The organism is Labrenzia sp. THAF82, assembly GCF_009363435.1.
Taxonomy (GTDB): domain Bacteria; phylum Pseudomonadota; class Alphaproteobacteria; order Rhizobiales; family Stappiaceae; genus Roseibium; species Roseibium porphyridii.
In genome coordinates this window covers 5,956,739-5,981,519 of the sequence record NZ_CP045354.1, presented here as the reverse complement: position 1 = coordinate 5,981,519, position 24,781 = coordinate 5,956,739, and the positions used below count along the sequence as shown (strand labels likewise).

20 protein-coding genes are annotated in these 24,781 nt (G+C 53.9%); 13 read left to right on the top strand and 7 right to left on the bottom strand.

Features of this window, described 5'->3' with window-relative positions; translation table 11 throughout:
* Position 1: 1 nt before the first annotated feature.
* The 3 genes from rpoN to ptsN all read left to right on the top strand — a co-directional run bounded on the left by rpoN (position 2) and on the right by ptsN (position 2,963).
* The gene (gene rpoN / locus FIV00_RS27475; protein ID WP_152503689.1) at positions 2–1,561 is read left to right on the top strand and encodes an RNA polymerase factor sigma-54; all 1,560 of its coding nucleotides are present in this window, start codon (positions 2–4) and stop codon (positions 1,559–1,561) included.
* Positions 1,562–1,847: 286 nt separating this feature from the next.
* A complete protein-coding gene (gene hpf / locus FIV00_RS27470) occupies positions 1,848–2,435 on the top strand; it encodes a ribosome hibernation-promoting factor, HPF/YfiA family (RefSeq protein WP_152503688.1) in 588 nt (195 codons plus the stop codon).
* Between the two features lie 60 nt (positions 2,436–2,495).
* Positions 2,496–2,963 carry a PTS IIA-like nitrogen regulatory protein PtsN gene (gene ptsN / locus FIV00_RS27465; RefSeq protein WP_152503687.1) on the top strand — a complete coding sequence of 156 codons (468 nt, stop codon included), beginning with the start codon at positions 2,496–2,498 and terminating at the stop codon, positions 2,961–2,963.
* A gap of 79 nt (positions 2,964–3,042) precedes the next feature.
* On the opposite strand, the gene mdoH is transcribed toward ptsN, so the two are convergent.
* Positions 3,043–4,848 (bottom strand): glucans biosynthesis glucosyltransferase MdoH, encoded by a 1,806-nt coding sequence (mdoH, locus tag FIV00_RS27460; RefSeq protein ID WP_152503686.1) that lies wholly within the window; start codon positions 4,846–4,848, stop codon positions 3,043–3,045.
* 116 nt (positions 4,849–4,964) lie between these two features.
* On the opposite strand from mdoH, the gene FIV00_RS27455 reads away from it, so the two are divergent.
* From FIV00_RS27455 to FIV00_RS27415, 9 genes are all read left to right on the top strand, one after another.
* On the top strand, positions 4,965–5,978 hold the full coding sequence (locus tag FIV00_RS27455) for a zinc-binding alcohol dehydrogenase (protein ID WP_152503685.1): 1,014 nt from the start codon (positions 4,965–4,967) through the stop codon (positions 5,976–5,978).
* 44 nt (positions 5,979–6,022) lie between these two features.
* On the top strand, positions 6,023–6,421 hold the full coding sequence (locus tag FIV00_RS27450; protein WP_152503684.1) for a 6-carboxytetrahydropterin synthase: 399 nt from the start codon (positions 6,023–6,025) through the stop codon (positions 6,419–6,421).
* A 6-nt stretch (positions 6,422–6,427) separates the two neighbouring features.
* Positions 6,428–7,480, top strand: a complete 1,053-nt coding sequence (locus FIV00_RS27445) for a glycosyltransferase family 4 protein (protein WP_152503683.1) — start codon at positions 6,428–6,430, stop codon at positions 7,478–7,480.
* Positions 7,477–8,259: a class I SAM-dependent methyltransferase gene (locus tag FIV00_RS27440; RefSeq protein WP_152503682.1), complete on the top strand. Its 783-nt coding sequence runs from the start codon at positions 7,477–7,479 to the stop codon at positions 8,257–8,259. Before FIV00_RS27445 ends, FIV00_RS27440 begins: the two co-directional genes overlap by 4 nt.
* 335 nt (positions 8,260–8,594) lie before the next feature.
* On the top strand, positions 8,595–10,031 hold the full coding sequence (locus FIV00_RS27435) for a UbiA family prenyltransferase (protein ID WP_152504479.1): 1,437 nt from the start codon (positions 8,595–8,597) through the stop codon (positions 10,029–10,031).
* A 6-nt stretch (positions 10,032–10,037) separates the two neighbouring features.
* Positions 10,038–11,354 carry an FAD-binding oxidoreductase gene (locus FIV00_RS27430; protein ID WP_247649294.1) on the top strand — a complete coding sequence of 439 codons (1,317 nt, stop codon included), beginning with the start codon at positions 10,038–10,040 and terminating at the stop codon, positions 11,352–11,354.
* Between the two features lie 168 nt (positions 11,355–11,522).
* Positions 11,523–11,960, top strand: a complete 438-nt coding sequence (locus FIV00_RS27425) for an EamA family transporter (protein ID WP_152503681.1) — start codon at positions 11,523–11,525, stop codon at positions 11,958–11,960.
* Entirely contained in the window at positions 11,957–12,970 is a 1,014-nt protein-coding gene (locus tag FIV00_RS27420) for an NAD(P)-dependent oxidoreductase (protein WP_152503680.1), read from the top strand. The genes FIV00_RS27425 and FIV00_RS27420 overlap by 4 nt, the downstream gene beginning before the upstream one ends.
* An 8-nt stretch (positions 12,971–12,978) precedes the next feature.
* Entirely contained in the window at positions 12,979–14,430 is a 1,452-nt protein-coding gene (locus tag FIV00_RS27415) for an aspartate aminotransferase family protein (protein ID WP_152503679.1), read from the top strand.
* A 229-nt stretch (positions 14,431–14,659) separates the two neighbouring features.
* Here the strand turns inward: FIV00_RS27415 and FIV00_RS27410 are convergent, their stop codons facing one another.
* The 4 genes from FIV00_RS27410 to FIV00_RS27395 form a co-directional block, all read right to left on the bottom strand.
* The gene (locus tag FIV00_RS27410) at positions 14,660–15,850 is read right to left on the bottom strand and encodes a hypothetical protein (RefSeq protein WP_152503678.1); all 1,191 of its coding nucleotides are present in this window, start codon (positions 15,848–15,850) and stop codon (positions 14,660–14,662) included.
* A gap of 196 nt (positions 15,851–16,046) precedes the next feature.
* Positions 16,047–17,504 (bottom strand): lipopolysaccharide biosynthesis protein, encoded by a 1,458-nt coding sequence (locus FIV00_RS27405; protein ID WP_152503677.1) that lies wholly within the window; start codon positions 17,502–17,504, stop codon positions 16,047–16,049.
* Positions 17,505–17,802: 298 nt separating this feature from the next.
* The gene (locus tag FIV00_RS27400; RefSeq protein WP_152503676.1) at positions 17,803–18,891 is read right to left on the bottom strand and encodes a polysaccharide biosynthesis protein GumK; all 1,089 of its coding nucleotides are present in this window, start codon (positions 18,889–18,891) and stop codon (positions 17,803–17,805) included.
* 39 nt (positions 18,892–18,930) lie between these two features.
* Positions 18,931–20,043 (bottom strand): glycoside hydrolase family 5 protein, encoded by a 1,113-nt coding sequence (locus tag FIV00_RS27395; RefSeq protein WP_209006730.1) that lies wholly within the window; start codon positions 20,041–20,043, stop codon positions 18,931–18,933.
* 76 nt (positions 20,044–20,119) lie between these two features.
* Here FIV00_RS27395 and FIV00_RS27390 point away from each other — a divergent pair, with 76 nt between their 5' ends.
* Entirely contained in the window at positions 20,120–21,286 is a 1,167-nt protein-coding gene (locus FIV00_RS27390) for a glycosyltransferase family 4 protein (RefSeq protein WP_152503675.1), read from the top strand.
* On the opposite strand, the gene FIV00_RS27385 is transcribed toward FIV00_RS27390, so the two are convergent.
* Positions 21,262–22,602, bottom strand: coding sequence for a UDP-phosphate alpha N-acetylglucosaminyltransferase (locus FIV00_RS27385; RefSeq protein WP_152503674.1), 1,341 nt, complete (start codon positions 22,600–22,602; stop codon positions 21,262–21,264). The two genes, FIV00_RS27390 and FIV00_RS27385, sit on opposite strands and share 25 nt — an antisense overlap.
* Complete coding sequence (locus FIV00_RS27380) at positions 22,580–24,652, bottom strand: GumC family protein (protein WP_152503673.1); 2,073 nt, start codon at positions 24,650–24,652, stop codon at positions 22,580–22,582. The genes FIV00_RS27385 and FIV00_RS27380 overlap by 23 nt, the downstream gene beginning before the upstream one ends.
* Between the last annotated feature and the right edge of the window lie 129 nt (positions 24,653–24,781).

The following is a 24,781-nucleotide window of genomic DNA, read 5'->3' as shown; positions in this document are numbered from 1 at the left end:
TATGGCCATTTCAACAAAGCTGGAGATGCGACAAAGCCAGTCGCTGATCATGACGCCGCAGCTGATGCAGGCGATCAAGCTTTTGCAGATGTCCAACCTAGATCTCGTTGCCTACGTCGAAGCCGAACTGGAACGAAACCCGCTTTTAGAAAAAGGTGAAGGCGAACCAGGCGAACAGGGGACTTCCTCCGAACCGATTCAGGAAAACGCTTCCGACGCCGGCGCCGGCACTTCGGATGGGTTTGACGGGGCAACTGAGGAGCCAAATAGCGGCGACTGGATGCAAAGCGACCTTGAAACAGGCTCTGAAGCTATTGCCTCTCGCATGGACACTGACCTCGGCAACGTTTTTCCAGATGAACCCGGTGTTCCAGCCTCTCCGGATCCGGCTCTACTCAAAGCTGGCGACAGTTACAAAAACGTCAGCAGCGGCGGTGCTTCGGAAGACTATAACCTGGAGGCATTTGTTGCCGATGAGGCGTCTCTCGGCACAACACTCGAAGAGCAGATGAACCTTGCTCTCAGTGACGAGGCAGACAAACTGATTGCCGGTCACCTGATCAACTCTCTGGATGAAAACGGCTATCTTTATATTGACCTTGGCGAAGCCGCCGAGCAACTCGGCGTTGATATTGCACGGATCGAGAGCGTGCTTGCCGTGCTTCAGACATTTGAGCCTGCGGGGGTGTTTGCACGGGGTCTCGCCGAGTGCCTGAAACTGCAGCTGATCGACAAGAACAGGTTCGATCCGGCCATGGAAGCGCTGATTGAGAACATTGAACTGCTCGCCAAGCGTGACCTTGCGGGCCTGAAGAAAATCTGCGGCGTAGATGACGAAGATCTCGTTGAGATGATCGCCGAGATCCGTGCGCTGGACCCCAAGCCGGGAAGCGTATTTGGTTCTTCTCTGGTTCAACCGGTCGTACCGGACGTCTTCGTCAAAAAGGCAAATGACGGCACCTGGACGGTGGAACTGAATTCCGACACCTTGCCGAAGGTCCTCGTCAACCAGACCTACTATGCGCGGATCGTCAAAACTGCACGGGAAGAGACGGAAAAGGAATACCTGACGGAATCGCTGCAGACCGCCAACTGGCTGGCCAAAAGCCTCGACCAACGGGCAAAGACGATCTTGAAGGTATCGACGGAAATCGTTCGTCAACAGGACGGGTTTCTGACCTATGGCATTGAACATCTGCGCCCGCTCAACCTGAAGACCATCGCGGAAGCGATCGGAATGCATGAATCGACCGTTAGCCGAGTGACGTCCAACAAGTATATGGCGACTTCGAGAGGCATTTTTGAACTGAAGTATTTCTTCTCCTCTGCGATCTCCGCAACAGTTGGCGGCGATGCCCATTCCGCCGAATCTGTCCGTCACAGAATCAAGCAGATGATTGACGCAGAAGACCCGAAATCGATCCTTTCCGACGATACGATTGTCAAAATTCTGAAGGATGACGGCGTCGACATTGCCCGCCGGACGGTGGCCAAGTATCGCGAGGCGATGAAAATCGGCTCGTCGGTACAAAGGCGGCGCGAGAAAAATGTCAGGCTATGACGCTGGTGACGACATTTTGAAGCGTTCGTTTGATGCAACTTCCAAAATGAACCAGACGGTTTCAGTGAAACAATACACTGATTTTACACAGTAGTTCGGCAACGAATGCTGGCCGAATCGTTATTAATTGACTCTTTGAGCTGCCGCAATTATAGGACCGCCCTCATGAGTTAAACAGGGGATGGCGCTTCGGCACTGACTGGTCCATTCTGTACGCTTGAAACGTTACGCGTTTCAGCATCGGCAGAGGGCCGGTGTATCAGACAATACAAAAGAAGAGGTCCCCATGGCTTTGCGGATTTCGGGTAAGCATGTTGATGTGGGCGATGCATTGCGCGAGCACATCACTGACCGAATCGAGGACGCCTTATCGAAGTATTTCACAGGCGGCTTCACAGGCCACGTCACACTCAGCAGGGAAGGTAACGGCTTCAAGTCAGAATGCAGCCTGCATCTGGACACCGGCATTGTGCTTCAGGTGTCCGCACAGGATCAGGACCCGCGGAACAGCTTTGACGCTGCTGCTGACAAGATTGAAAAACGTTTGCGGCGCTACAAGCGCAAACTGAAGGACCATCACGGCCATAATGGCAATGGCCGGGAAGCTTTTGAGGCAGCATCCTACGTTCTGGCGTCCCCGGACGAGGATGAGGAAGTGCCGGCAGACTTCAATCCACTTGTGATTGCAGAAACCTCGGCAAAAGTGAAGACAATGACTGTCGGAATGGCGGTCATGGAGCTTGATTTGACCGAAGCACCGGTTGTCCTGTTCAAAAATGCGGCAAATGGCGGTGTCAATGTTGTTTATCGCCGGTCCGATGGCAATATTGGGTGGATAGACCCGGCACTGGTAGCCAATGAGGCTGCCGAATAAAGATGCGGACGGGACCGGCTTCCAGCTGGGAGCCGGTTTCCGAAAACTGTAGGCGATAGTATGGATCTTAGTGATCTTCTGGGTAAAGACGCAGTCATTGCCGGACTGAAAGCGAAGAGCAAGAAACAGGCAATTCAAGAGTTGGCCGCAAAGGCGGCGGAACTGACTGGTCTTTCCGAACGTGAGATTTTCGATACGCTGCTGCAACGCGAGCGTTTGGGCTCTACGGGTGTCGGTCACGGCATAGCGATCCCGCATGGCAAGCTGACGCGTCTCGACAAACTGGTTGGCCTCTTCGCCAAACTGACGAAGCCGGTTGATTTCGATTCCCTGGATGACCAACCTGTCGATCTGGTTTTCCTGCTGCTCGCGCCAGAGAGCGCGGGTGCTGATCATCTGAAGGCGCTGGCACGCATCGCGCGCCAGTTGCGAGATGTCGACGTAACCCAGGGCTTGCGCGCGTCTGGCGATGCGGAAGAGATTTATGCGTTGTTGACCCAGCCGATTGCGTCATCCAACGCGGCTTGAACCATCTGACATGCGCTGAAACAAAAAAGGACCGGCAGTCAAGCCGGTCCTTTTTGTGTGTACCTTAAATGTATCTGCCTCAAGCCTCCGCTGGCTTGGCGTCTCCCTGGACAAGGCCCTGTTGGTCTGCAGGAGGGACCTGGCCTTTGGTGAGCGCAGGCAGATGCAGGTCAGCGAGTTCCGGTGGTGGAGAGCTTTCCTCCGGTATGCGCCAGAGCGTCGACCGTATTGCAAGCTTGCCCAGTGTCTTGGTTGAAGTGCTAACCGCAATGACCGATGCCAGCAACGGACCGACGGCGACCGGAATGACTGGCCAGACGAGTCCGATAGGCTGACCGGTCAGCCAGAGAAGTCCTGCACTGCCGAAAAGCGTTTGCGGCCAAAGTTTTTGAAGTGCGAGGGCCACGGGCAACCGACGGACACCGCGCGCCTGGGCGCCCCATCCGATGGTTTTTCCGAACAGCAAGCCACCCATGAAGAGTGTATGGGCAACGGCCATCACCGGCGCGATCATCGCGGCATAAAGGATTTCAGCGCCAACGCTGAGCAGCACGCGCACCGGACCGCCAAATGCCTTGCGCAGGTCTGCGCGTGCAAGCACATCGGCGACCGTAGCCAGCTTGGGCGCAAACACCATGGTCAACACCGAGAAAAAGAGCAGTGCTCCGGTATCCGGGCGATAGGGCATGTAGTCGGTGACCATGCCAAGGACAGCCGCCGCGGTCATGAAGCCGATCCAGGCCGGAGACCCGAGGAACATCAAAATGGCGAGTGCCAATTGCGCACGGCTGACAGGCTTGAGATTCGGCATGTTCAAAAGCCGGCGGTATTGCAGGTTACCCTGACACCAGCGCAGGTCGCGGCGGATAAACTCCAGAAGATGAGGTGGATTGACCTCATAGCTGCCGGTTTCGAGCGGCAGAACCCGAACTTCGTAGCCAGCACGCCGCATCAGAACAGCTTCCACCTGGTCATGGGACAGGATCGCGCCGGAAAGTGGCCCCTTGCCGGGTAACTCAGGCAACCGGCAATGTTCCTTGAAAGGCTTTAGGCGTAAAACCGCATTGTGACCCCAGTAAGGTCCGCAATCGCCTTGCCACCAGGCGCTGCCAATAGTGTAGGAGCGCATGCCAAGCCGCATGCCGAACTGGAAAATACGTGCAAACGCACTGTCGGTCGGCAGACCGACCACAAGGCTTTGCAGGATGCCAACATTCGGATTGGCTTCCATACGCCTGACGAGCCCGGTAATCGCTTCGACAGACATGAAACTGTCAGCATCCAGCACCAGCGCGAAGTCATGTTGGTCGCCCCACCGATCACAGAAATCTTCGATGTTGCCTGCCTTGAAGCCTTTGTTGTCGGTGCGCCGCCGGTAAACCACGTCCATCTGGCCTTCGAAGCGCTCGGACAGGCGGGCCGTCATCTGCTGCTCCTGCAACGCGATGTCGTCCATCGACGTGTCACTCAAGACGTAAAGCGTAAAGTTCTCTGCCTGGCCTGCGCGGATCAGTTGGGAGACCATGGCGCTCAGATTGACTTCAAGGCTTTCTGCGTCTTCATCGCGCACACAGGAAAGCAAAGCCGTGGAGCTTTTAAGGCGTGCGTTAGGATCGCCATGGTCGATCGGGCAGACAGCCTCTACAGGGTTCTTGGAGAGCCGCATGATCGAAAGGCCGATCACCGCATTCCAGAAGCCGATGATCGTCCAGGGAAGCGTGATCATGAAACAGACGAGAATAAACAGATCGAGCGCGGAATAGCCGCCCGGTGAAAGGGTCACTGTCATCAACGCCGCGAGGCCCACAAAGCTCACGAGAAGAAGGAAAGAGAAGACAATCCTTCGCGTTGTCATATTCGCGGCTGTTTTTTCGGAAATAGACATGTCAGAGACCTGAAACACTTATTTGAATTCCATTCACGGCAATCATCGCAATAGTGCGCATGTCAAAATGTCCTAATGTTGACAGAAGCATGGCGAATGAGAGGGGACTTTAATTCATGACGGGCGATCCGCTGGTGACCGCGGTCACACGTGCGCCAAGAGCGCTTTGGTATGCTGGTCGAGAGCAGTGTTCGCTCGAGGGAGTGACGATGGAGGCCTTGCGACCGGGTGACGTTCGTATTCAAACTCTCTTTAGCGGCGTCAGTCGCGGCACAGAAGGACTGGTCTTCCGAGGCGAGGTGCCTGGAAGCGAATGGCAGCGTATGCGCGCACCCTTTCAGGAAGGAGAATTTCCGTTCCCCGTCAAATATGGATATGCCAATGTCGGCAGGGTTCTGGAAGGCGATCCCGCGCTTGAGGGGCGTATCGTTTTTTCGCTCTTTCCACATCAAAGCGATTTCACTCTTCCATCCGGTTACTGTGCTCCCATTCCTGACGCTGTCAGCGCGGAGCGGGCGGTTCTCGCCGCCAATATGGAAACGGCACTTAACGCTATATGGGACGGAAAACCATCACCTGGGGATCACATCTGCGTGGTTGGCGCGGGAGTTGTCGGCCTTTTGACTGCATACGTTGCATCTCGTTTGCCCGGATCAGTGGTCACGATTATCGACACCAATGGCGAGCGGTCTGCCATAGCCGAAGTACTTGGATTTGAGTTTGCTTTGCCGGATGCCGCGCCGGCCAACCAGGATCTTGTGTTTCACACAAGCGCATCCGCTGCCGGCCTTGAAACGGCGTTGAAGGCCTGTGGCGATGGTGCCTCTGTTGTCGAAATGAGCTGGTATGGGGCCAAAGGCGTTCAGGCACCGTTGGGTGCCGATTTTCATTGTCGCCGGTTAAAACTCATCTCAAGCCAGGTCGGAACCATTCCGGTGGACCGGCAGGCACGCTGGTCCTACCGCCGCCGCCTGGAGACGGCGCTCCATTTGCTTCAAGATCCGGTGCTGGACGCGCTGATAAGCCATCGTATAAGGTTTGACGACCTGCCTGATCAGCTTCCCGATTTGTTGAACAAAGCGTCAGATGTGCTGGCTGCGCTCGTCGTTTATGACGGTGCAAACGACTAAATCCCTTTCGTCTCACTTACCTCCACACTTTCAGGACTATCGAAATGTTTGCAGTTGAAGTTCGCGACCATGTGATGATTGCCCATTCGTTCAAGGGAGAGCTGTTCGGCCCGGCTCAGGCGCTGCATGGCGCAACGTTCGTGATCGATGCGGCGTTTCTGGCTGACAGTCTCGATGAAAATGGTGTGGTCATCGATATTGGCCGCGCGCACGATGCCTTGAAAGAAGTGCTGCAGCCTCTGAACTACAAGAACCTCGACGAAGTGCCGGAGTTTGAAGGCACCAACACCACGACAGAGTTTCTGACGAAGCACATTCACGATCACCTCGCCAAGGCAGCGCGCAACGACAAACTGGGCCGTCCGGGGTCAGAACTTGGTGCGATCCGCGTGACAATTTCAGAATCGCACGTGGCACGTGCCTGGTACGAAGCCAAGATCTGAGCCTCGATGAAAAGTCTATGTTTCGCCTATCCGGGCGACTTGGAAACACCAACCGGTGGTTACGGTTACGACCGGCAAATCATCACAGGTCTGAAACGTGACGGCTGGAATGTTGATCTTTTGCCGCTCGGAGATGGATTTCCGTTTCCCGATGACCAGACATTGGCGACTGCCAGGAAGCGCCTGAATGACCTTCCTGACGGTCGTCTGGTGGTCGTTGACGGTCTGGCCTTCGGGGTTATGCCCGACACCGCCATCGAACTTAAGGACCGATTGAAGCTGGTTGCGCTTGTTCATCATCCTCTTTGCCGTGAGAACGGTTTGAGCAACGCTGAGGCGTACACGCTGGAAAGCAGCGAGCGGGCAGCGCTATCCGGTGCAAGTCATGTGATTGTCACCAGCCCCGCTACCGGCAATCAGGTTTCAGATCTTTTTGACATTCAAAAGAAGAAAATCAGCGTCGTCTTGCCTGGTACAGATTTGCCCGCACCGCGACAGAAAAATGCGCAGACACCTGTTCGCTTGCTCGCGGTTGGAACGCTGGTTTACCGAAAGGGATACGATCTGTTGCTAAAGGCGCTGTCCCGCCTGAAGCAATTTGACTGGCAGTTGGATATCGTCGGTGGCCTTGAGGCCGATCCTGCCTGCGCGAATGTAATTCAGCGTCTGGCCCAGGATTTCGGTCTAGAGGAACGGCTTGTTTTTCATGGTGCCATACCCTCGGATGAGCTGAAGAATTTCTATCAGTCTGCAGATGTATTCGTTCTTGCCAGCCGCTACGAGGGGTATGGGATGGCGTATACCGAGGCGATGGCGCATGGGCTTGCCGTCATAGGAAGTGGCGGAGGCGCTGTTCGGGATACGCTTCCGCAAGGCGCCGCGCTTTATTGCCCTCCGGACGATATCACCTCCTTGCAATCGGCTTTGGAAAGTCTGATGACAGATCGGGATCTGCGCCAAAAGCTGTCTGTTGGAGCGCGCCAGGCTGCAGAAAAGCTCCCGGGTTGGCACGATGCGTCCGAAAGGTTCTCGCAGATACTTCAAAGGGTGTCGGAATGAGTGGATTTTCATCGCATTGGTTGGCGTTGCGGGAGCCGCTCGATTTGGCTGCCAGAAACACCGTTGTGGAGCGGGCTTTTCTTGACGTACTGCCCACTTCCGAAGTTCGTGTTCTTGACCTTGCCAGCGGAGCAGGCTCGACCGTTGCCGCATTGAAAGACAAGTTTCAAATGCCGGTCAGCTGGCAACTGACGGATTTTGATGTGTCGTTGCTGGACGTGGCTTCGAGCCGATTTCAGAGTGACCTCAAAGTGCAGCAAGTCGATTTGCAAGCCGATCTGGAGAAACTACCCTTTGAACAGTTCGATGCGATCACCACTTCGGCATTTCTCGATTTGACCTCGAAAGCGTTCCTGGAGCGTCTGATCGACAAGGTTGTCGAAGCGGGGAAGCCGTTTCTGGCAAGCCTGACCTATGACGGGCGGACGGAATTCTCTCCCGGTCATGGTATGGACGAAACTCTGCGCGAAGCGCTCAACCGGCATCAGCAAACCGACAAGGGGTTTGGTCCCGCGCTTGGTCCTGAGGCCGCCAGGGTGGCGATTGAGCTGTTCAGGGCGCGCGATTGTCGCGTCGTTCAGGGCACTTCAGACTGGCAGGCAGGTGATGACACTCAAGATTTTCTGCTTGAGTTCCTGAGCGGATGGCAGCGGGTTGGCCGTGAGGTGGGGCTCGAAGCCGAGCAACTGGAAAGCTGGTGGCAGGACAGACAGATAAAGATTGGTGCAGCGCAGCTGCATGTCATGGTCGGCCACGTGGACTTTGTGGTTCTGCCTTAAAGCCGCCGTCGCCCAAAAAAACAGCGTTGGGCATAGGATTTTTGTAACATGGAAGCTGGTCGCGGCACCATGATGTGTGGCTGGTCCGGTTAATCTGCCGGTAAGCATAAAACCAACGAATTTACGGATTTGGTCGCTTTTCGCAGCTTTTGCGCAATCTTCGTACCACCGAAGCTTCCCGTATAAATGGCATGATAAGGAATTTGCGTTAGCGAGAACTGTAATACAGGAAGCGTTTGCACTATTCTTGAATTGCATTTGGTTCGCAGAAATCTTCGTCTAACAGAAGAGTTCCAGATGTTTGGGGTAGTGCTCAAACTGAAGGTTCCCGCGTGATGGATCAGCGCTGTGAAACGACAAACCGAGCTATCTACGTAGACTTGGATGGCACGCTCATTAAAGGCGATCTTCTTTGGGAGAGCCTTTTTCAGGCGCTTCGCAGAAAGCCTTTTGTTGTTTTCCTGATCTTCGGTTGGTTGCGCCACGGCATTGCCTTCACAAAGGCGAGGCTTGCCGAGGCTGCAGAAATTGACGTCAAAACCCTGCCGTACAGATCAGATGTCGTTGAACGGTTGAAGACAGAAAAAGCGGCAGGCCGGCGGCTCGTGCTGGCGACCGGGTCGAATGAAACCCTTGCTGATGCCGTTGCCGAGCATTTGGCGATCTTTGATGAAGTGCTTGCATCCGATGAAACGACCAACCTGACGGCGCATCGTAAGCTCGATCGGATAAGGGATCGGATCGGCGACGAAGGCTTCGACTATTACGGCAACTCACATCACGATGTCTGCCTGTTTGAGGAAGCGTCTGAAGCGACGGTCGTGGCACCGGACAGGGTTGCGCACAACTGGCAACGCAAAACAGGTGCTGAACGAATTGATGCGACAGAGAGTGAAGTCAAAGCTGCGCTACAGGCCATGCGACCGCATCAATGGCTTAAAAATGCTCTGATTTTCGTGCCTGCGGTTCTGGCGCACGAGATTTTTGTCGGGTCCGTCTTTGTCAGCAGTTTGCTGGCTTTCATAGCCTTTTCACTCACGGCTTCGGCCATTTATGTGGTCAATGACCTCTTGGACCTTGAAGCGGATCGCCGTCACCGCACCAAGTGCAATCGTCCATTCGCAAGCGGCCGGTTGAGCGTTCCAAACGGCTTGCTTCTGGCAGCTGGCTCGATTGTGGTTGCTTTCACTATCTCCGCTTTCCTTCCCTTGGCCTTTACCGGGATCCTGGTGCTTTACCTGTTTATTACAACGGCGTATTCGGTCGCCATAAAGCGCATGCTCCTGCTCGATGTATTTGTCCTGGCCGGTCTTTACACCGTACGTGTCCTTGCCGGTGGGGCTGCGGCAGATATCGAGTATTCGTTCTGGTTGCTCGCATTTTCTGTGTTCTTCTTCCTGTCACTTGCTCTGGTGAAACGCTTCACCGAGTTGCAGCAAGTCGGCGAAGTTGCCTCCAGGGAAGTTACCGGTCGCGGTTACCGTCATGTTGATCTGGAACCTATCTCGCAAGCAGGGATGACATCCGGCTTTGCAGCAGTGTTGGTTCTCGCGCTTTATATTCAAAGTCCGGTAATCGAAGAAGCTTATGCCATTCCGCAGCTCATCTGGCTTTTGTGCCCGCTGGTGCTCTACATCATCATGCGTATCTGGATCCTCGCACGCAGAGGCGAGATGCATGAAGATCCGATCGTCTTCATCCTGAAGGACTGGCGTAGTCAATTCATGATCGGCTGCGGTGCCGTCCTTTTCCTGATTGCTGCAGCCTGGTAAACCCACATGGCTAAAGAAATGCGGCGGATTGCCAGTTGGGGCGGATTGTCCGTCAAAAACCCGCGTCTTCTCGCACCTGATCAGTATCTGACCAGTGAGGTCAAATCGGATGGCGCTTTGCCCTTTGGCAATGGCAGAAGCTATGGCGATAGCTGTTTGAATGCAGCCGGGAGCGCGATCACGTCACAATCCGCAAATCGAATCCTGTCTTTCGACAGGTCTTCGGGTCTGTTGGAGGCGGACGCTGGCATCCTTTTGAGCGATATCATCGCAGCCGTAGCACCGCATGGCTGGTTTCCTGTGGTGGTTCCCGGCACCCAGTTCGTGACGCTTGGCGGTGCCATTGCCAATGACATTCATGGCAAGAACCACCACAGGCGTGGGACATTCGGCTGTCACGTCGTGGAACTGCTGCTCGAAAGATCGGACCAGGGTTCCCTCCTGTTGAAGTCGGATGAGGAGAGTGGTCTTTTCGATGCAACGATCGGGGGCATGGGCCTCACGGGCCTGATCCGCAAGGCGACCATTCAATTGATGAAAATTGGTTCCTCTTCGATCAGCCAGGTGACAACCCGGTTTGACAATCTGGAAGCTTACTTCGGGCTGGCTGATGAGGCAGATGCGCAGCATGAATATGCGGTCGCCTGGATCGATTCTCTGGTCAAAGGGAAGCACTTCGGCCGGGGCCACTTGATTGCCGGCGACCATGCGGCTGAAGGCGAGCATCCGCAACGCAAATCGGCACCGCGTTTGAATATCCCGTTAACTCCGCCGATCTCACCCCTTCAAGGGCCATTCCTGAAGCTCTTCAACGAAAGCTACTTCAGAAGCGCTCCTGTTGGCCGATCCGAGCAACTGGTCGCCTTTGACAAGTTCTTTTTTCCGTTGGACCGCATTGGGCGGTGGAACCGGCTTTATGGGCCAAAGGGCCTGCATCAGCACCAGAGCGTAATCCCGCCCGAAAATGCATTTGAGGTCATAAAATCTCTCCTCGAGTGCACCCAAAGAAATCATCATGGGTCCTTTCTGACAGTCCTGAAACGCTTTGGTTCACTGCCAAGCCCGGGGATCTTGAGCTTTCCGCGTCCGGGTTTCACGCTGACGCTTGATTTTCCGAACAAGGGTGGTGTGACACACCGGTTGCTGGAGCAACTCGACGACATCACCATTCAGGCTGGGGGGGCGGTGAACCCTTACAAGGATCGGAGAATGTCGAGTGCGACTTTCAGGGCCTCCTTTCCCAACTGGCAAGAGATCGAGGAACTGAGGGATCCGGCGCTTATGTCGGACTTCTGGCGCAGAACCGTCCTGGATGGCAGGTAACATGGTGAATCAAACAATAATAACATGAAGAAAATTTAAGTATTAGAGTTACTCATTATTATTCATACAGTGATATCAAAGTTAAATAGCGCCAGAATTAAGATAATTTAATCAAATTAGATCGATAGTTGCGTTGGTAGAATTTACAGTGAGTGGAGACGATGGGGTATGGCTAAGTTCCTCCCTTTTATTTTATTTACCGTACTGACGAATGCAGCTGCACAAATAATGTTAAAGTACGGGATGACCAGACTGGGTGATTTCAGCGGGTTGTCCAGTAATCTGATTATCAAACTACTTCAGGTCGTGTTCTCGCCATTCGTCTTTTTGGGTCTTTGCACCTTTGTGATCTCAATGGCATCACATCTATATGTCCTGTCGAAGGTAGAGCTGTCTTACGCCTATCCGTTTTTGTCACTCGCTTATGTGGTTGTGGCTGTCTACGCCTATTTCATTTTCCAGGAAGACCTGAACGCAATGCGCGTCATCGGGATCGCCTTTATCTGCGTTGGCACGATCTTCATCGCGCAGGGTGGATCCAACCACGATCAGAACCACGCAAAATCCCAGGTTGAAACTGCGGCCCTGAAGGAGACTTCGAAGTGAAACATATTCTTTTCGGCGGCGACGGTTTCGTCGGTCGCCAGCTTGCAAAAAAGCTCCTGGAAGACGGGGAAGAGGTCATTGTTGCCGATATCGTCAATGACAATCAGTCTGTCTATCCGAAGGCAACTTTTCTTACCTGCGATGTGACCGATCCGGCCTCTATCGCCGCGGTTCCGATAGCTGCGGAAGACATGGTTTACAATCTGTCAGCCAAGATGCTTTCACCGATCCAGGTGCGCGCAAAACGCCACGACTTTTTCTATCCGGTCAATTACGACGGAACCAAAAACATCATCGAAGCGATGGACCGTGCTGGCGCCAAGAAATTGGTGCACTACACGACCGACATGGTCTATGGCCACACCGTCACCTATCCAATGACCGAAGATCATCCTGTTGCACCTCTCGGTGAGTATGGTCAATCCAAGTTGGATACGGAGTTTCTTGCAGCCGACTGGCGCGAGCGTGGTATGGATATCACTCTGTTTCGACCTAGACTGATCATCGGTCCGGGCCGTCTTGGCATCCTGACCAAGCTCTTCAAGCTCGTCGACATGAACCTTCCGGTGCCCATGATCGGGTCCGGCAAGAACCCTTATCAGTTCATTTCAGTGTTCGACTGTGCAGATGCCGCTTACCGCGCCTGGAAAGCAGGTGTCCCGAACGAAGCCTATAATCTGGGCTCCATCAATCCGCCTCCGGTCAAGAAGCTACTTGGCGACCTCGTGAAGCATGCGGGATCCAAATCCATATTGCTGCCGACCTGGGGATTTGCGGTCAAGCGCACCCTGGATTTCCTTGACGCCATCAACATGCCCCTGATGGATCCGGAACAGTATCTCATTGCTGACGAGATGTGCGTTCTCGATGTTTCAAAAGGCGAACGTGACCTTGGCTGGGTTCCAGCCTATCGCGACGAAGACATGCTGATCGCCGCATATGACGAATACCGATCACAGAAAACGGCCGGAAACGGTGCCAATCACGGCAGCGTTCAGCCTGCAGAATAGGACTATCCATGTTAGCTAATGTTGCGACAAAGCAGGACATGCCTGAGGCAGAACCGATGCAAAGCACCAAACCGGACCTGATGACGGTTGAAGAGGCGAAGGCTCTCGACACCAAGTCAATGGCTGAGCTGTTCAAAGACCATATCAATCCCGGACAGTTTCATTTCATGAAGTTGCTCGGCTTCCACAAGGTCAAGATCGAGACCGCCGAAGGGATGTATTACACCGACCAGAACGGTAGAAAGATCCTGGACTTTTTCGGTGGGTTCGGCTCGCTTGCCCATGGGCACAATCATCCGCGTGTGATCGCCGCGCGCAAGCAGTTTCAGGACGAAAACAGGCACGAGATCGCCATTGCGTTTCTCTCTCAGTATGCAACAGCTCTTGCCAAGAACCTGGCAGCCTGTTCGCCGGGCGACCTTGACATGGTTTTCCTCGGTTCGACCGGTTCAGAAGCCATGGAAGCTGCCGTCAAGGTGGCCGAGCGGGCCTCGGGCAGGAAAAACTGCAAGATTGTGTACGCTGAGAACTCGTTTCACGGAAAGACGAAGGGCGTTCTGTCGCTGACGGATTCTGAACTCTATCAAGGCGACTTCCAGTTGGTCGGCAACCGGGTGAAGGTTCCGTTTGGTGATCTGCAGGCCCTGAGCAATGCCATTAAGTCTGATCCAGACATCGGCGTCGTTGTTTTGGAAACCGTCCAGGGCGGCGGTGGCATTATCTCGGCACCTGAAGCCTATTGGAGAGGCGTCAGAGACTTGTGCGATGAGCACAATGTGCTTTGGGTGGCCGACGAAGTTCAATGCGGTTACGGCCGGACGGGAAAATTCTACGCTTTCGAACACTATGGCGTTGTTCCGGACGTCACGGCGCTGGCAAAATCGCTCGGTGCGGGCAAGGCTGCTGTTGGTGCAATGATTGCCAAGCGCGATGTTTACATGAAAGCCTACGGCTCTCCCAAAACAGCGATGATCCACGCGCAGGCGACATTTGGCGGCATTGGCGAGGCAAGCGTCACAGCCATGGAAGGTCTGAATGTTCTTTACGATGAGGATCTGATTGAAAACTCCGCACAGGTCGGCGCTCATCTGATCTCGCGCCTGAAGCAGATCCAGGAAAAGTACCCGAAGATCATCAAGGATGTCCGTGGACAAGGATTGATGGTCGGACTGGAATTTCAGGATTTCTCAAAGACGATGCCTATGGTTTTGCGTCCGGTTCTCGCCATGCTTGATGAAAAGCTGAAAGGTTCGCTCTCTGGCTTCATTGGAGCTCAGCTTCTGCGCGATTACGACATTCTGGTGGCCTTCACCGAGTACAATCGCAATGTCATTCGCCTCGAGCCACCACTCGTCTGCACCATGGACAACGTTGATACGTTCTGTGATGCGCTGGACGACCTCTTGTCGAAAGGCATTGTCAGCATCGTGAACGGCTTTATCAAATCGCAGGCCGGTTAGTTTTGAGCAAATTGAGTGCGATCTGGCAGTCAATGTCAGTGCGCTTCAAATATGAAAACCCGCTTCATTCGAAGCGGGTTTTTTGTCTTTCAGGTCGTGTCTCTGCTTGCCATGGCTTGGCAGTTCGGACAGTCACGATAACCAGCCTCCCGTCTGCAAGGCTTCCAAGTGGACAATGGCTTGGCATTCAGGCATCTGCCCGAGTGAGCAGTTTGAAAGCAATATCGGCCTATGAAACCCGTTTGGTTCCGGACTGCGCGACAGAAAATTCCGGCTTCCAGATTTCCATCAGGACCAGCAACAGGGGCAACATGTAGGGCAGATAAACGCGATCATCCGGGAGCGGAAAGGTGACGAATTTTCCGCCAATACAAAGTGTTAAGGCGATAACCGCCATCCATTGACCGCGTGAGATCTCGAAACCGTTGCGGATAAACAGCGCAAATCCGAGCAGAAAGACTGCCAGTAACATCAGCCAATCATAGGCCTGTACCGTGCGCGCAAGGTTGATCAGCAGCGCTTTGATGAAAAGGACGGCGTCAAAGGCTGGGTTGAACCCGCGCATGTCGTCCTGGTATTCAATGTTTGAGAAATAGAAATGAGGCCACCAGCCCGGATGCTCCGCAGAGCCCGTCACAGGGAAATAAAGACACACGCAGGCAATAAAGAGGGCCAGATAGGCCAGCCGATATTTACTCACCGCGAGCGCTGCCAGGAGCAATGCGAAGAACAATAGAATACCATCCGGCCGGACCAGAAAGGCAAGGATGAGAAACGGTGCTGCAAAGAATGGCTTTTCCCTGCAGACAAAATAGATCGCTGGCAGGGTAAATACCGCCATCATCAGGTCAGGTGTCGCTTCTCTGGCAGAAAAGACATAGCCGATCAGTATCGAGACGGGTCCGATGATCAGAAGGCCTTGAACGAAGTTTCGCCGAAAACTCCAGGCAATGACAAAGACACCGACCAACGCTGCTGAAATCGTAGAAATCAGCGTTGTGGCATGCACGCGGCCAGCGACGTCTCCAAGATGCTTGATTGCTTCGACATAGGCCAGTTTCACCCGGTACATGGGGAACAGCGACACAAAGTGGTCAGGGTTCTCATATTGGCCAACCCTATAGGGAATAGATGCAGTCACTTTATAGAATTGAAGCTCCGAAGCGGCTTCCTGAACTTCACCGTAAGCGGTCGCGTGAATTTCTTCCGCCGTTTCAAGCCTGTCTTCCACCGCGATCCCGACATAGGCCAGGATGTCCCAATTGTAGACCGGATTGAAATAGGCGAGCGCCAGGGTTCCAAGAATGATGACCGAGTAGAAGCCGACGGAGAGTGTATTCAAAACACGCTTTGAAAGCAGGGTTCCGATCGATTGCAAAATGGGTCCAAAGCGTTCGCCGAATACGGTTCCGATAGACATTGCTTCAATAGTTCCGATTTGCATTGTTTTCAGATCGTCGCAAAGACTTGTGCTCGATGTTCTTAAGCAAAACGCAAATGCGCCGATCAGTTGATCTCGCACTGATGCGAAAACCAATAGAGTTGGCTTCAATTTAGAAATCTCAGGCTAATAACGCATTAATAGAAGTTGCAAAGAGCAGGAACCACGAGCCAGGTCAGTCAGCTTTTGACGATCTCATGCGAGTTTTCAACCCATCGAACAGCGGTCGGATTTCCTTCCAGGTGACCGCCCTTAGAAGAAACAGTGCCAGGAAATAAACTGGTGCGGCAGCGCTGACGGCGATCAGAAGACCGATCAGTCCGGAGACGATGGTAAGCATGTAGGCTGCTGTTGCCCCGCAAATAGCCGCCGCCAAGGTCGATTTCATCAGGGCAAGCACGGGCAGACGGAGCTGAAGGACGCGATGGCAATAGATACTCAGCATCAGTAACAGAAGAATGCTGGCACCGCCGCGAATCCAGGCGGCTCCCAACTGACCGTAAGACGGTACGGTGATCAGCAGCGACACAGTGGTTGCGCCACACCAAACCAGCATCATGCGAAGCTCGTCAGTGCTCCGGTTTTTGGCGAGGATCGCGCGTGAAATGACAGATGCAAGTGCCTGTGCGATTGCAAATGCAAGCAATATGACCGCCGGCCAGACCGCGGGGGCGAAGTCTTCCCCGAAGACGACCGGAATGAGCTCGCTCGCGATGGAGGCACCGCCAATGGCGATGGGAGCGATGACAATTCCAAGCCATCTAATCGTTTCCTGAAAGGCACTGGCGAAGGCAGTGTCGTCGGCGTTGTCGTGCATTGCTCCGAATTGGGGAACCACGAAGGCGAGAATGAACACGGCCAATTGCGCAATCATGCCAGACATTGTCAGGCCGATGGAATAGTAACCCACTTGGGCGATAGAGAAAAAGAAACCAATAAGTGCAAGCTCGATCCGGGCTCCGAAAAGGGCAAAGACGCTGCCCGATATCCAGTTGTTGCGCGCGTAGATTTTGACATCAGCCGGGATCTCGCGGACACGCTCGGCTGTTTGACCAAGGTAGCGCCTGAGATCGAGAGCCTGCGGCAGGTGCCGTGTGGCATGTCCGAGAATTGCGCCGACGGGGCCGAAAAGCAAAGCACCGCCCAGCACCGAGAAAAACTGCAAGACACAGCCCGTCAACGTCATCTTCGCAGCGCGATCGAACTGACCAAGACCCTGTGCTGCGCCGATGGAAATTGTCGAATAGGCGTAACTAAAAAAGAGAACGATTGTGGCAAGCCAGACGGATGATCCGCGTGCGTCATTCCCACTGGCAAGCCAAAGTGCATAGGTTCCTATTCCGACTGCCATGATCGCCGTTGTGACAACAAAACGGGACAGCAAAGTCTGCAATAGGGCGCTGTGAAGATGATCGCCGGATACGTCACGCGCAATGAAGCGCAATGTTGCTTGCGGCATGCCATAATCCGAGACAACGGTGGCAACGGTCATGAACCAAAGGGCGTAAGCCACGATGCCAGTGCCTTCGACGCCAAGCGTGCGGGCCACAATGATGCTGCAGATGAACCCCATGAACATGGAGAGAACGCCAGCTGTGGTGTTCACCACCGAATTTCGAAGCATGGACGCCATCAGGCCATACTCTTCGCAGTCGAAATTACAGTCATCTGAATCCGGGCCAGACTTGTTCTTGGGCCCAGGGGCCTCTGCATCAAGGATCGGAGACGAATGCCCTCCGACTTGTAACGTGGTGTACTTATTTGGGTCTTGTTTATGCGTATTCGTTTAAGATTTCGTATGGCCGTTTTTCTTGAATGTCGCCGATGAGTGTGCGGGAGATTTCGCAAAAACAGGACGGAACAGTGCTGCTTTTCGGTAGAACAGGCTGTGTTCGAACAAGCTGTAAAACACACGTTGAGCAACAGGTCGGTCAAAAGTCCCTGTATCTGATTGCCACATCTTTCCAATCGAGAACCTCGGTATTGCCTTCCGTGTAAGGCCTGCCAAGAGCGTTTTCGATTGCGAAGGTCACGGAGGCCGTGTCGCCGGGTCTATAGCCATAGCGATTTGGTTTTTCGCCAGCCGCAAAATCCGGGCAAATGGCATTGAGTTTCAGATAGTCGTACTGCATGAGCTTCATGCTGCTATCGACCAGGTAGTCTGCATGCTCCATGTCGTGATAGGGCGCGGCGCCAGCATCGGCATATTTCAGATAGGGAAGCGTTTCCGTAAACTCCATCCGACCATACTCGGTGATGTTTTCTGCACCGTTTTCAAGTTTGGGCGTACCGATCAGATGAAAGTGAATGTCCGGAAAGTTTTCGGATGCGACTTCGAAAAACGTCGGATCGAAAAGCATTGATCCGACTGTGACGATGTTTTTGCCTCCTGAATAGGGACTCGGGCCAATTGTATCGAAATCTGATTTTGAAATGCCATGTGTCACGAAGTGAACTGGACAGCCAAAATCCTGGAAGTGCTTGGCCATGGCCCGGGCGACGACAACTATGTGGCTGATGGCGGATCGGTCGCGGTAGAGCTGCTCTTCAATAAAGGGATGAGCGTTCACGGTTTCCAGAAGATCGGATGCCACGTAAATGAGCTTTGCATTTGGCGCACAGCGCCTGATCCGCCCGACCAACGCCGCCGCTATTCCCGATTCCACGATGATCAGGTCGGCTGTCTCACACGCCCGGTCCATTTCGGAGCAAGACGAGTTGATCCACCATTTGAAAAGACTGTTGGTCAGGAAAGCGAGGCTGCCGAGCCCTCGGTTGAACGGATGTATCGGAGAGCGCCACAAGAAACACTCTATACCGTTCCTGGTTTGCCATCTGTTGGCATCGCTTGAGAGCGCTTTGCGGTGATCATGAGACAACAAGGATAGTGGGCTGAAACCGACGGATACGAATTTTACCGAGCTGCCCAAAGCGTGATAAGCGTCCGCAAGGAAGTGCAGGCTGGCTCGCCACTCGGTTCGATAATCGTGTCGGGAAACGATGAGGATCTTATCTGCCATAAACCTCTTCCGTATTCAGCCTCAGTCGCTGCTCAGGTTTCACCCGCATTGCTGGTCCAGATCCTGAAAATATGGTTTGAGGACTTCAATCTGGGGTTTGTCGATCCCGTTGTCCGGTTGCAGGGACAGGGGATAATCTCCCCACCAGTCACCGGCTGCCCAGGCTGTCCAGCCAATCCAGATGTCGCTCTGACTGGCCAGGTAGTCGCCAAAATCGTCAAGTCCTTCCAGGCAATCGGGTGAACTGGTCCCACCGAATTCACCCAGGAAACCTTTGTACCCATATTGCCGCATCCAACCCGTTACGCCTTCAAGCGCCAGAATTGCGTCTTTGACCCTTGGACAGGTGGGATTGGTACCGGAAAAATTGTCGTCCATATATTGGTGAAATTCGAAGGCGAAATTGTCGGCGCTGTCTGAAATGTGCTGGAACAGTTCGGCATTGGAGCCACCTTCCTGATCATCGAACCAGTGCGAAGCGCCGCTCCAGACATTACCCGGTACAAGAACAAGATTGTTCGCACCCGTCGCTCGAACGGCATCGAGACCCGCCTGCGCCGCTTCGAACCACACCGCAGATCCAATGTCCGTTGGTTCGTTCATCAATCCGTAAACGACCAGCGGGTTTCCGGAAAAGATGGGTGCCAGTTGCGACCAGAAATTTGCGAAGTCGGCCGCTGTCAGTTTGCCTTTGCCCAGGCGATCGTTCTCGTACTCGGCGTAATTGTGCGGATCGAGAACAACTGTGAGTCCGCGTCCGTTTGCCTGCCGGACCACATCAACCAGGCGCGTAAGCTCCGCGCTGTCAAACGGACCGTTCAACTGGGGTTGAAGTCTTTCCCATTTGAAGGGAAGCCGAATGGCAGTCATCTGCCGAGATGCAGCCCAGTCCAGAGTTTCGTCAGAGGGATAAATGTAGCTTTGCCCGTACTCGCCCTGCGATCCGCCAAACTCACCTCCCGCAAGGTTGACACCACGAAGGCATCTTTGTGCGGAAGCCGGATGCGAAATAGCCGCGACGAGCAGGGTCGTAGCAAGAGCGCCGGCAACGAAACGTCCCGGAAGCGGGATGCGTTTTGATGAGGTCAGTTTTGGGCGGTGATATTTCATAAAGGCTATAGACGGGTAAGCGCTGTTTGGCGATATGATCATAAAGATCTTGTTGAAGGACGGATGTTACCTTGCGCGGAAAGTGCTTGAGCACAAATGTTTTCGCCGGAAAAGATATATGAAACATGAACCCGACACAGACGAGATACTTAACGGCATTGCTGATTTCTCCGATGTGCGTGTTGTTCACGTGGTTCGGCAATATGCTCCCAATATAGGTGGCCTTGAAGACGTTGTCCGGAACCTGGCGGCCAAGCAAAATGGGCGGTTTGCCGGTCTCAAGGTTGTCACGCTGGACAGATTGTTCACGGACTTAAGCGCCAGACTTCCGGGACGGGAGATCATTGACGGCATCGAGGTGTGTCGCATTCCGTTTCGCGGAAGCACCAGATACCCTCTGGCTCCGTCGGTCCTGGGTGAAATCAAGGACGCTGATCTGGTGCACGTCCATGCCGTGGACTTTTTTTACGATGCCCTTGCTCTGAGCAGGTTCTGGCACCGGAAAACCCTGGTTGCGACAACGCATGGCGGCTTTTTTCACACAGCCCGGTTTGCGCGTTTGAAGCAGGTCTGGTTCAATTCGCTGACGCGATTGTCCTCATCCCAGTATTCGGGCATTGCCTGCTGCAGCCAAAGCGACTTCGATCTGTTTCGAAAGATCGCGCCAAGGCGCACCGAACTGATCGAAAACGGAGTTGATCTTGAAAAGTTCGGCGAAGCGGCTTCGGTTGAACCCCGGAAAACACTCTTGACACTCGGGAGGTTTTCTTCGAACAAGCGCTTGAACTTGTTGCTGGATCTTATGAAATCCCTGTCGACTTCCGACGACAGCTGGACCCTGCATGTGGCGGGTGTTGAATCCGATCTCACAAAGAATGACATTCTGTCACGAGCACAGTCTCTCGGGCTGGGCAGCCAGGTTTATGTCCATGTTGGTCTCAGCAACCAACAGCTGCGTGACCTGATCGGTCAATGCAGCTTGTTCGTCAGCGCTTCAGATTATGAGGGATTTGGCCTGGTGTTGATTGAAGCCTTGAGTGCGGGTCTCATTCCCGTTGTTCATGCAAATCAGGCCTTTCAATCGCTTTCCGACAGCAATCCACTCATCCGGCTATGTGACTTTGAAGACGTGAAGAAAACGGCAATTGCGGTAGACTCGGCTTTACAGGACCTTCTTTCTGATCAGAGTTTGCGCGAGCGTGCGGTTCAATCCGTTCAACGGTACGGCTGGCCACACACTGCGAAAAAATACGACGACCTTTATACTCGCGCCCTGAGGCTCTGACGATTTTGTTCCCGTGTGCTCCAAAAGCTCCGGGTATCGTGGTTCGACGCAGTGGGTTTTGCAGCGGCGTCTTGTCGGCGCGTGATGGTTGTTGAGGACTTCATGATGTCTGCCGCTCCTGCAGCGACCCAGAAAAGGGCTGCCAGCTTGATCGAATAGAACGAATTGGAAACGGTCATGAGCAAGGAAATATAGACAACGGCCAAGGCCTTGAAGTGAAGTGCTTGCTGGCTGTTGGAAGGCGCAAAGACAAAGAGCGTCCAGAGGGCCAGCAAACCGATAATCCCGCACTTGACGATGGAATAGGCAAAACCGTTGTCGGCAAGAAAGGGAACATCCGGCCGCAAACCGAACAAGGCATCCAGAGTGATCAGCTGCTGCAGATGACTTGCATGGATGAGCCGTCCAATGAAGTTGTCAGCCCAGGGCAAGTCGGGAAAGAGACCACCGAACACAGCCAGAGCAAATACGATCAACGGCGGCAGGCACCACCAAAGAAATCTTGGGACGAGATAGGCAGCGCCTGCTGCAACGAACAGGAAGAAACACACGAACATTCCGAACCGGGCGTCCGCGAGGACAATGACGACAAAGGCCAGTACCAGGAGCAGAATACGGTGATGCATGCCTTTTCGAAAGAGCGCCCAAAGGCATAGAAATGCTCCGAAATTGCCCATCGTAACGGGCTCCAGGAAGACCGAAGAAGCTCTGATCTGACCGAGAAAGTCAAAGAAGTTTCGTCCTCCGACGCGGGTGCTCGAGACAAACAAATTCGAACCTTCGATAAAGTTGTCATCGATTTCCAAGGTGCCACGCGCAACGTAATATCCAAAGATATCAACGGCCTGCGTGTAGAGATCCAGGAAAAGGAATTCGAAGAATCCGATTGCCAGAACAATGAAGGTACAGGTCCAAACCAGCCTGTCAGCGTCTTCTATCCGTTGGAATTTGCGTCCAATGAAATAGAAGATAATCGGGATGAGAAAGTCGCGAATGGCTTTCAGATCAAGTTCCGGACGCAAGGCAAGAATGAAGGCCATGTAACTCAGGTAAAGCGCCAGAATGACATAGAGCGCAGGATTGCGGCTCATGGCGAGCAGCAGCGCGCAGCCAATCAAGGCGAGCTCGGTCAAGATGACGTGGCTTTCAGAGATTCCGATCAAGTTTGTGTTGAAAACCGCCAGCAGGAAGTTGAAGGTCAGGGTCGCGATAACAACTGCGCTGATAGCTTTCAGCCAGAGTTGGTAGCGACGCTCTTCAATGTCCTGCAGTGTTCCGGCAAAGGCTGGCCGGTCAGACAGCTGAGAGTACAACATTGCCGATGATCCGGTCTTGCCAGGGCTCCAGATAGGCCGTTGTGCGCTCAAAGTCACTGGATCTGGTTTCGCCAAGCGCTGTGATCAGAATGATACCATCACAATGGCGCAAAAGGACAGGCAGCAGCGGGCTGGCATCAATGTTACCGGCGTCGATCAGCAGAAAGTCGTCATAGCTGGAAGCGAGATCTGCGTTGGCTGCGTATTTTCGTCTTGTATCGATTTGCTCGACACGCAGATAGCTCGACAAGCCTTTCCTCTGCGACACCGAACCGAGGTCGCTATCGTTGGCCGCGATTGCAAGACCCTGATCGGAAAGGTTCATGGCCAACTTATTGAGGGTATTTACTCTTGGGTTGGCCGAGGCCTCGGTACTGTCTGACGATTGATCTGCACGGCGTTTTCCGACGGTATGAGCAAAGAGCACCTCTTCACCCATGTCATGCAATTCAACAGCGACATTCCGGATAAAGCGAGATGTGTTGCCCGTGTTCCCGATAGACAGAACGAGCACGTTGGCTGGCTTTTCGTCTGCAAATGCCTGCCGGAGAGCATAGGCCACCCGGGTGCGTGCAATTCCGTTCTGCTTTTGAATTGACGACGCGGGTTTTCCCAACCATCCGGTCAGTGCGGACCCGCTTCCGCGGTCATTGGCCGGCGCGGAGATATTGGCCAGGATCGGAGCGCCTGTTCCGGTCACGACAGCGCGTTCGCTGGTCAGGTTACCGCGCAGAAGGGCCAGGCCGATCACACCGGCAGCCGCAAATACAAACCCGAACAGGCTACCAGCACCAAGGGCAACGATCTTGTTGGGTCCGGTTGGTGAGGATGGCACCGGAGCTTCCGAAAGTATCCTGGAGCTGTTGGCGTCCAGTTCCGGAAGTTCTTCCAGTTCTCTTGAGCGCTTCAGGAATGCCTCATAGATACTGCGGCTGGCATCAGCCTCGCTTTGCAGCTGGCGCAATTCAATAAGTGCTTTGCCCTGCAGTGTGTTCTGCGACTGCAAGTTCTTGGATTGCTGCTCCAGGCCGCTCAAGGTGAGGCGTGCCTGCTCGAACTGGCCTTTGACAGTTTGCTTGATACGTTGAAGTTCGGACTGGATCTGACGTCCGGTATTGTTCATTTGCGATCGTAATTCGCGCAAGGTCGGGTGATTGGCGCCAAGCGTTGTTGCAGCCTCAGCTTCCTGCTGGGCAATACGCGAATACTGGACCCTCAACGAATTCAGAACCGAACTGATCGCATCTTGGGGAACGACGCCCGCTTCAACGTCCGCCAGAGTTAGAGATGCCATCTGATCATTGATGACCTTGGCCCTTTCCATCGCAACCCGGGCTTCTGTGATCTGGTTGTTGAGAGCGTCGAGCTGCTGGTCGACAACCGACCCGCCGGCGGTGCTGATCAGGCCTTGCCGTGCCTTGTAGGCTTCCACGGCGGCCTCGGCTGTTTCGACGCGGCCACGCAACTGTTCTGCCTGTTCACTCAGGCTTTCGCTTGCTCGTGCTAGCGACTGGGTACGGTTCGTTCTGGATTGCTCGATATAAGCGTTTGCGGTCTCGTTCGCGATTGCCGCCGCAAGTTGCGCATCTGTGTGCTTGACCACGATAACGAACACCAGTGATCTTTCGATCCGGTAGACGTTGAGCGCTTCGCGAAGGGCTTCAAGCGTCGCCTCTCTTGATTCCGCAGATGACCGGTTGGAGCTGAAACCGCCGAGAATTTTTTGTCTCAGTCCCGGTTGCTGGAATTGGGGCGAATCGTCCAGTCCAAGAGAGTTGGCGACTTGGTTCAGAACGGCTGCAGACAATATGATGTGCGTTTGGCTGTCCAGATCCATGCTCTGGAGGGATTGGTTGCTGGCCGTCCCCACCGGATTGTTGGATATGATCTGCGCTCCTTCCGGCTGCACAAGAAGTTCGGCTCTCGTCTCGTAGACGGGGGTCTTCAAGGCAACAAAGACAAACGCTATTCCGGCAAAAAGGACTGGAAACAGAAGCAGCCAGAAGATATTGCGTTTCAGAAGTGCAGGTATGTCCGTGATATCGATCATGATGTTGTCTGCACTGTTGCGTCAGGAGCAATTTCGGGTCTTGTCGTGTTTCCGGCCAGTCAAAGATGCGTGAGCATGCTTCAACCATCTTGGGTCAGGAAATTCGTAAACAAACATGATTAACGCATC

Bases quoted from the DNA above. Each gene is read 5' to 3' on its own strand.
- rpoN (WP_152503689.1), top strand. From the start codon at position 2: ATGGCCATTTCAACAAAGCTGGAGATGCGACAAAGCCAGTCGCTGATC.
- hpf (WP_152503688.1), top strand. From the start codon at position 1,848: ATGGCTTTGCGGATTTCGGGTAAGCATGTTGATGTGGGCGATGCATTG.
- ptsN (WP_152503687.1), top strand. From the start codon at position 2,496: ATGGATCTTAGTGATCTTCTGGGTAAAGACGCAGTCATTGCCGGACTG.
- mdoH (WP_152503686.1), bottom strand. From the start codon at position 4,848: ATGTCTATTTCCGAAAAAACAGCCGCGAATATGACAACGCGAAGGATT.
- FIV00_RS27455 (WP_152503685.1), top strand. From the start codon at position 4,965: ATGACGGGCGATCCGCTGGTGACCGCGGTCACACGTGCGCCAAGAGCG.
- FIV00_RS27450 (WP_152503684.1), top strand. From the start codon at position 6,023: ATGTTTGCAGTTGAAGTTCGCGACCATGTGATGATTGCCCATTCGTTC.
- FIV00_RS27445 (WP_152503683.1), top strand. From the start codon at position 6,428: ATGAAAAGTCTATGTTTCGCCTATCCGGGCGACTTGGAAACACCAACC.
- FIV00_RS27440 (WP_152503682.1), top strand. From the start codon at position 7,477: ATGAGTGGATTTTCATCGCATTGGTTGGCGTTGCGGGAGCCGCTCGAT.
- FIV00_RS27435 (WP_152504479.1), top strand. From the start codon at position 8,595: ATGGATCAGCGCTGTGAAACGACAAACCGAGCTATCTACGTAGACTTG.
- FIV00_RS27430 (WP_247649294.1), top strand. From the start codon at position 10,038: ATGGCTAAAGAAATGCGGCGGATTGCCAGTTGGGGCGGATTGTCCGTC.
- FIV00_RS27425 (WP_152503681.1), top strand. From the start codon at position 11,523: ATGGCTAAGTTCCTCCCTTTTATTTTATTTACCGTACTGACGAATGCA.
- FIV00_RS27415 (WP_152503679.1), top strand. From the start codon at position 12,979: ATGTTAGCTAATGTTGCGACAAAGCAGGACATGCCTGAGGCAGAACCG.
- FIV00_RS27410 (WP_152503678.1), bottom strand. From the start codon at position 15,850: ATGTCTATCGGAACCGTATTCGGCGAACGCTTTGGACCCATTTTGCAA.
- FIV00_RS27405 (WP_152503677.1), bottom strand. From the start codon at position 17,504: ATGGCGTCCATGCTTCGAAATTCGGTGGTGAACACCACAGCTGGCGTT.
- FIV00_RS27400 (WP_152503676.1), bottom strand. From the start codon at position 18,891: ATGGCAGATAAGATCCTCATCGTTTCCCGACACGATTATCGAACCGAG.
- FIV00_RS27395 (WP_209006730.1), bottom strand. From the start codon at position 20,043: ATGATCATATCGCCAAACAGCGCTTACCCGTCTATAGCCTTTATGAAA.
- FIV00_RS27390 (WP_152503675.1), top strand. From the start codon at position 20,120: ATGAAACATGAACCCGACACAGACGAGATACTTAACGGCATTGCTGAT.
- FIV00_RS27385 (WP_152503674.1), bottom strand. From the start codon at position 22,602: ATGTTGTACTCTCAGCTGTCTGACCGGCCAGCCTTTGCCGGAACACTG.
- FIV00_RS27380 (WP_152503673.1), bottom strand. From the start codon at position 24,652: ATGATCGATATCACGGACATACCTGCACTTCTGAAACGCAATATCTTC.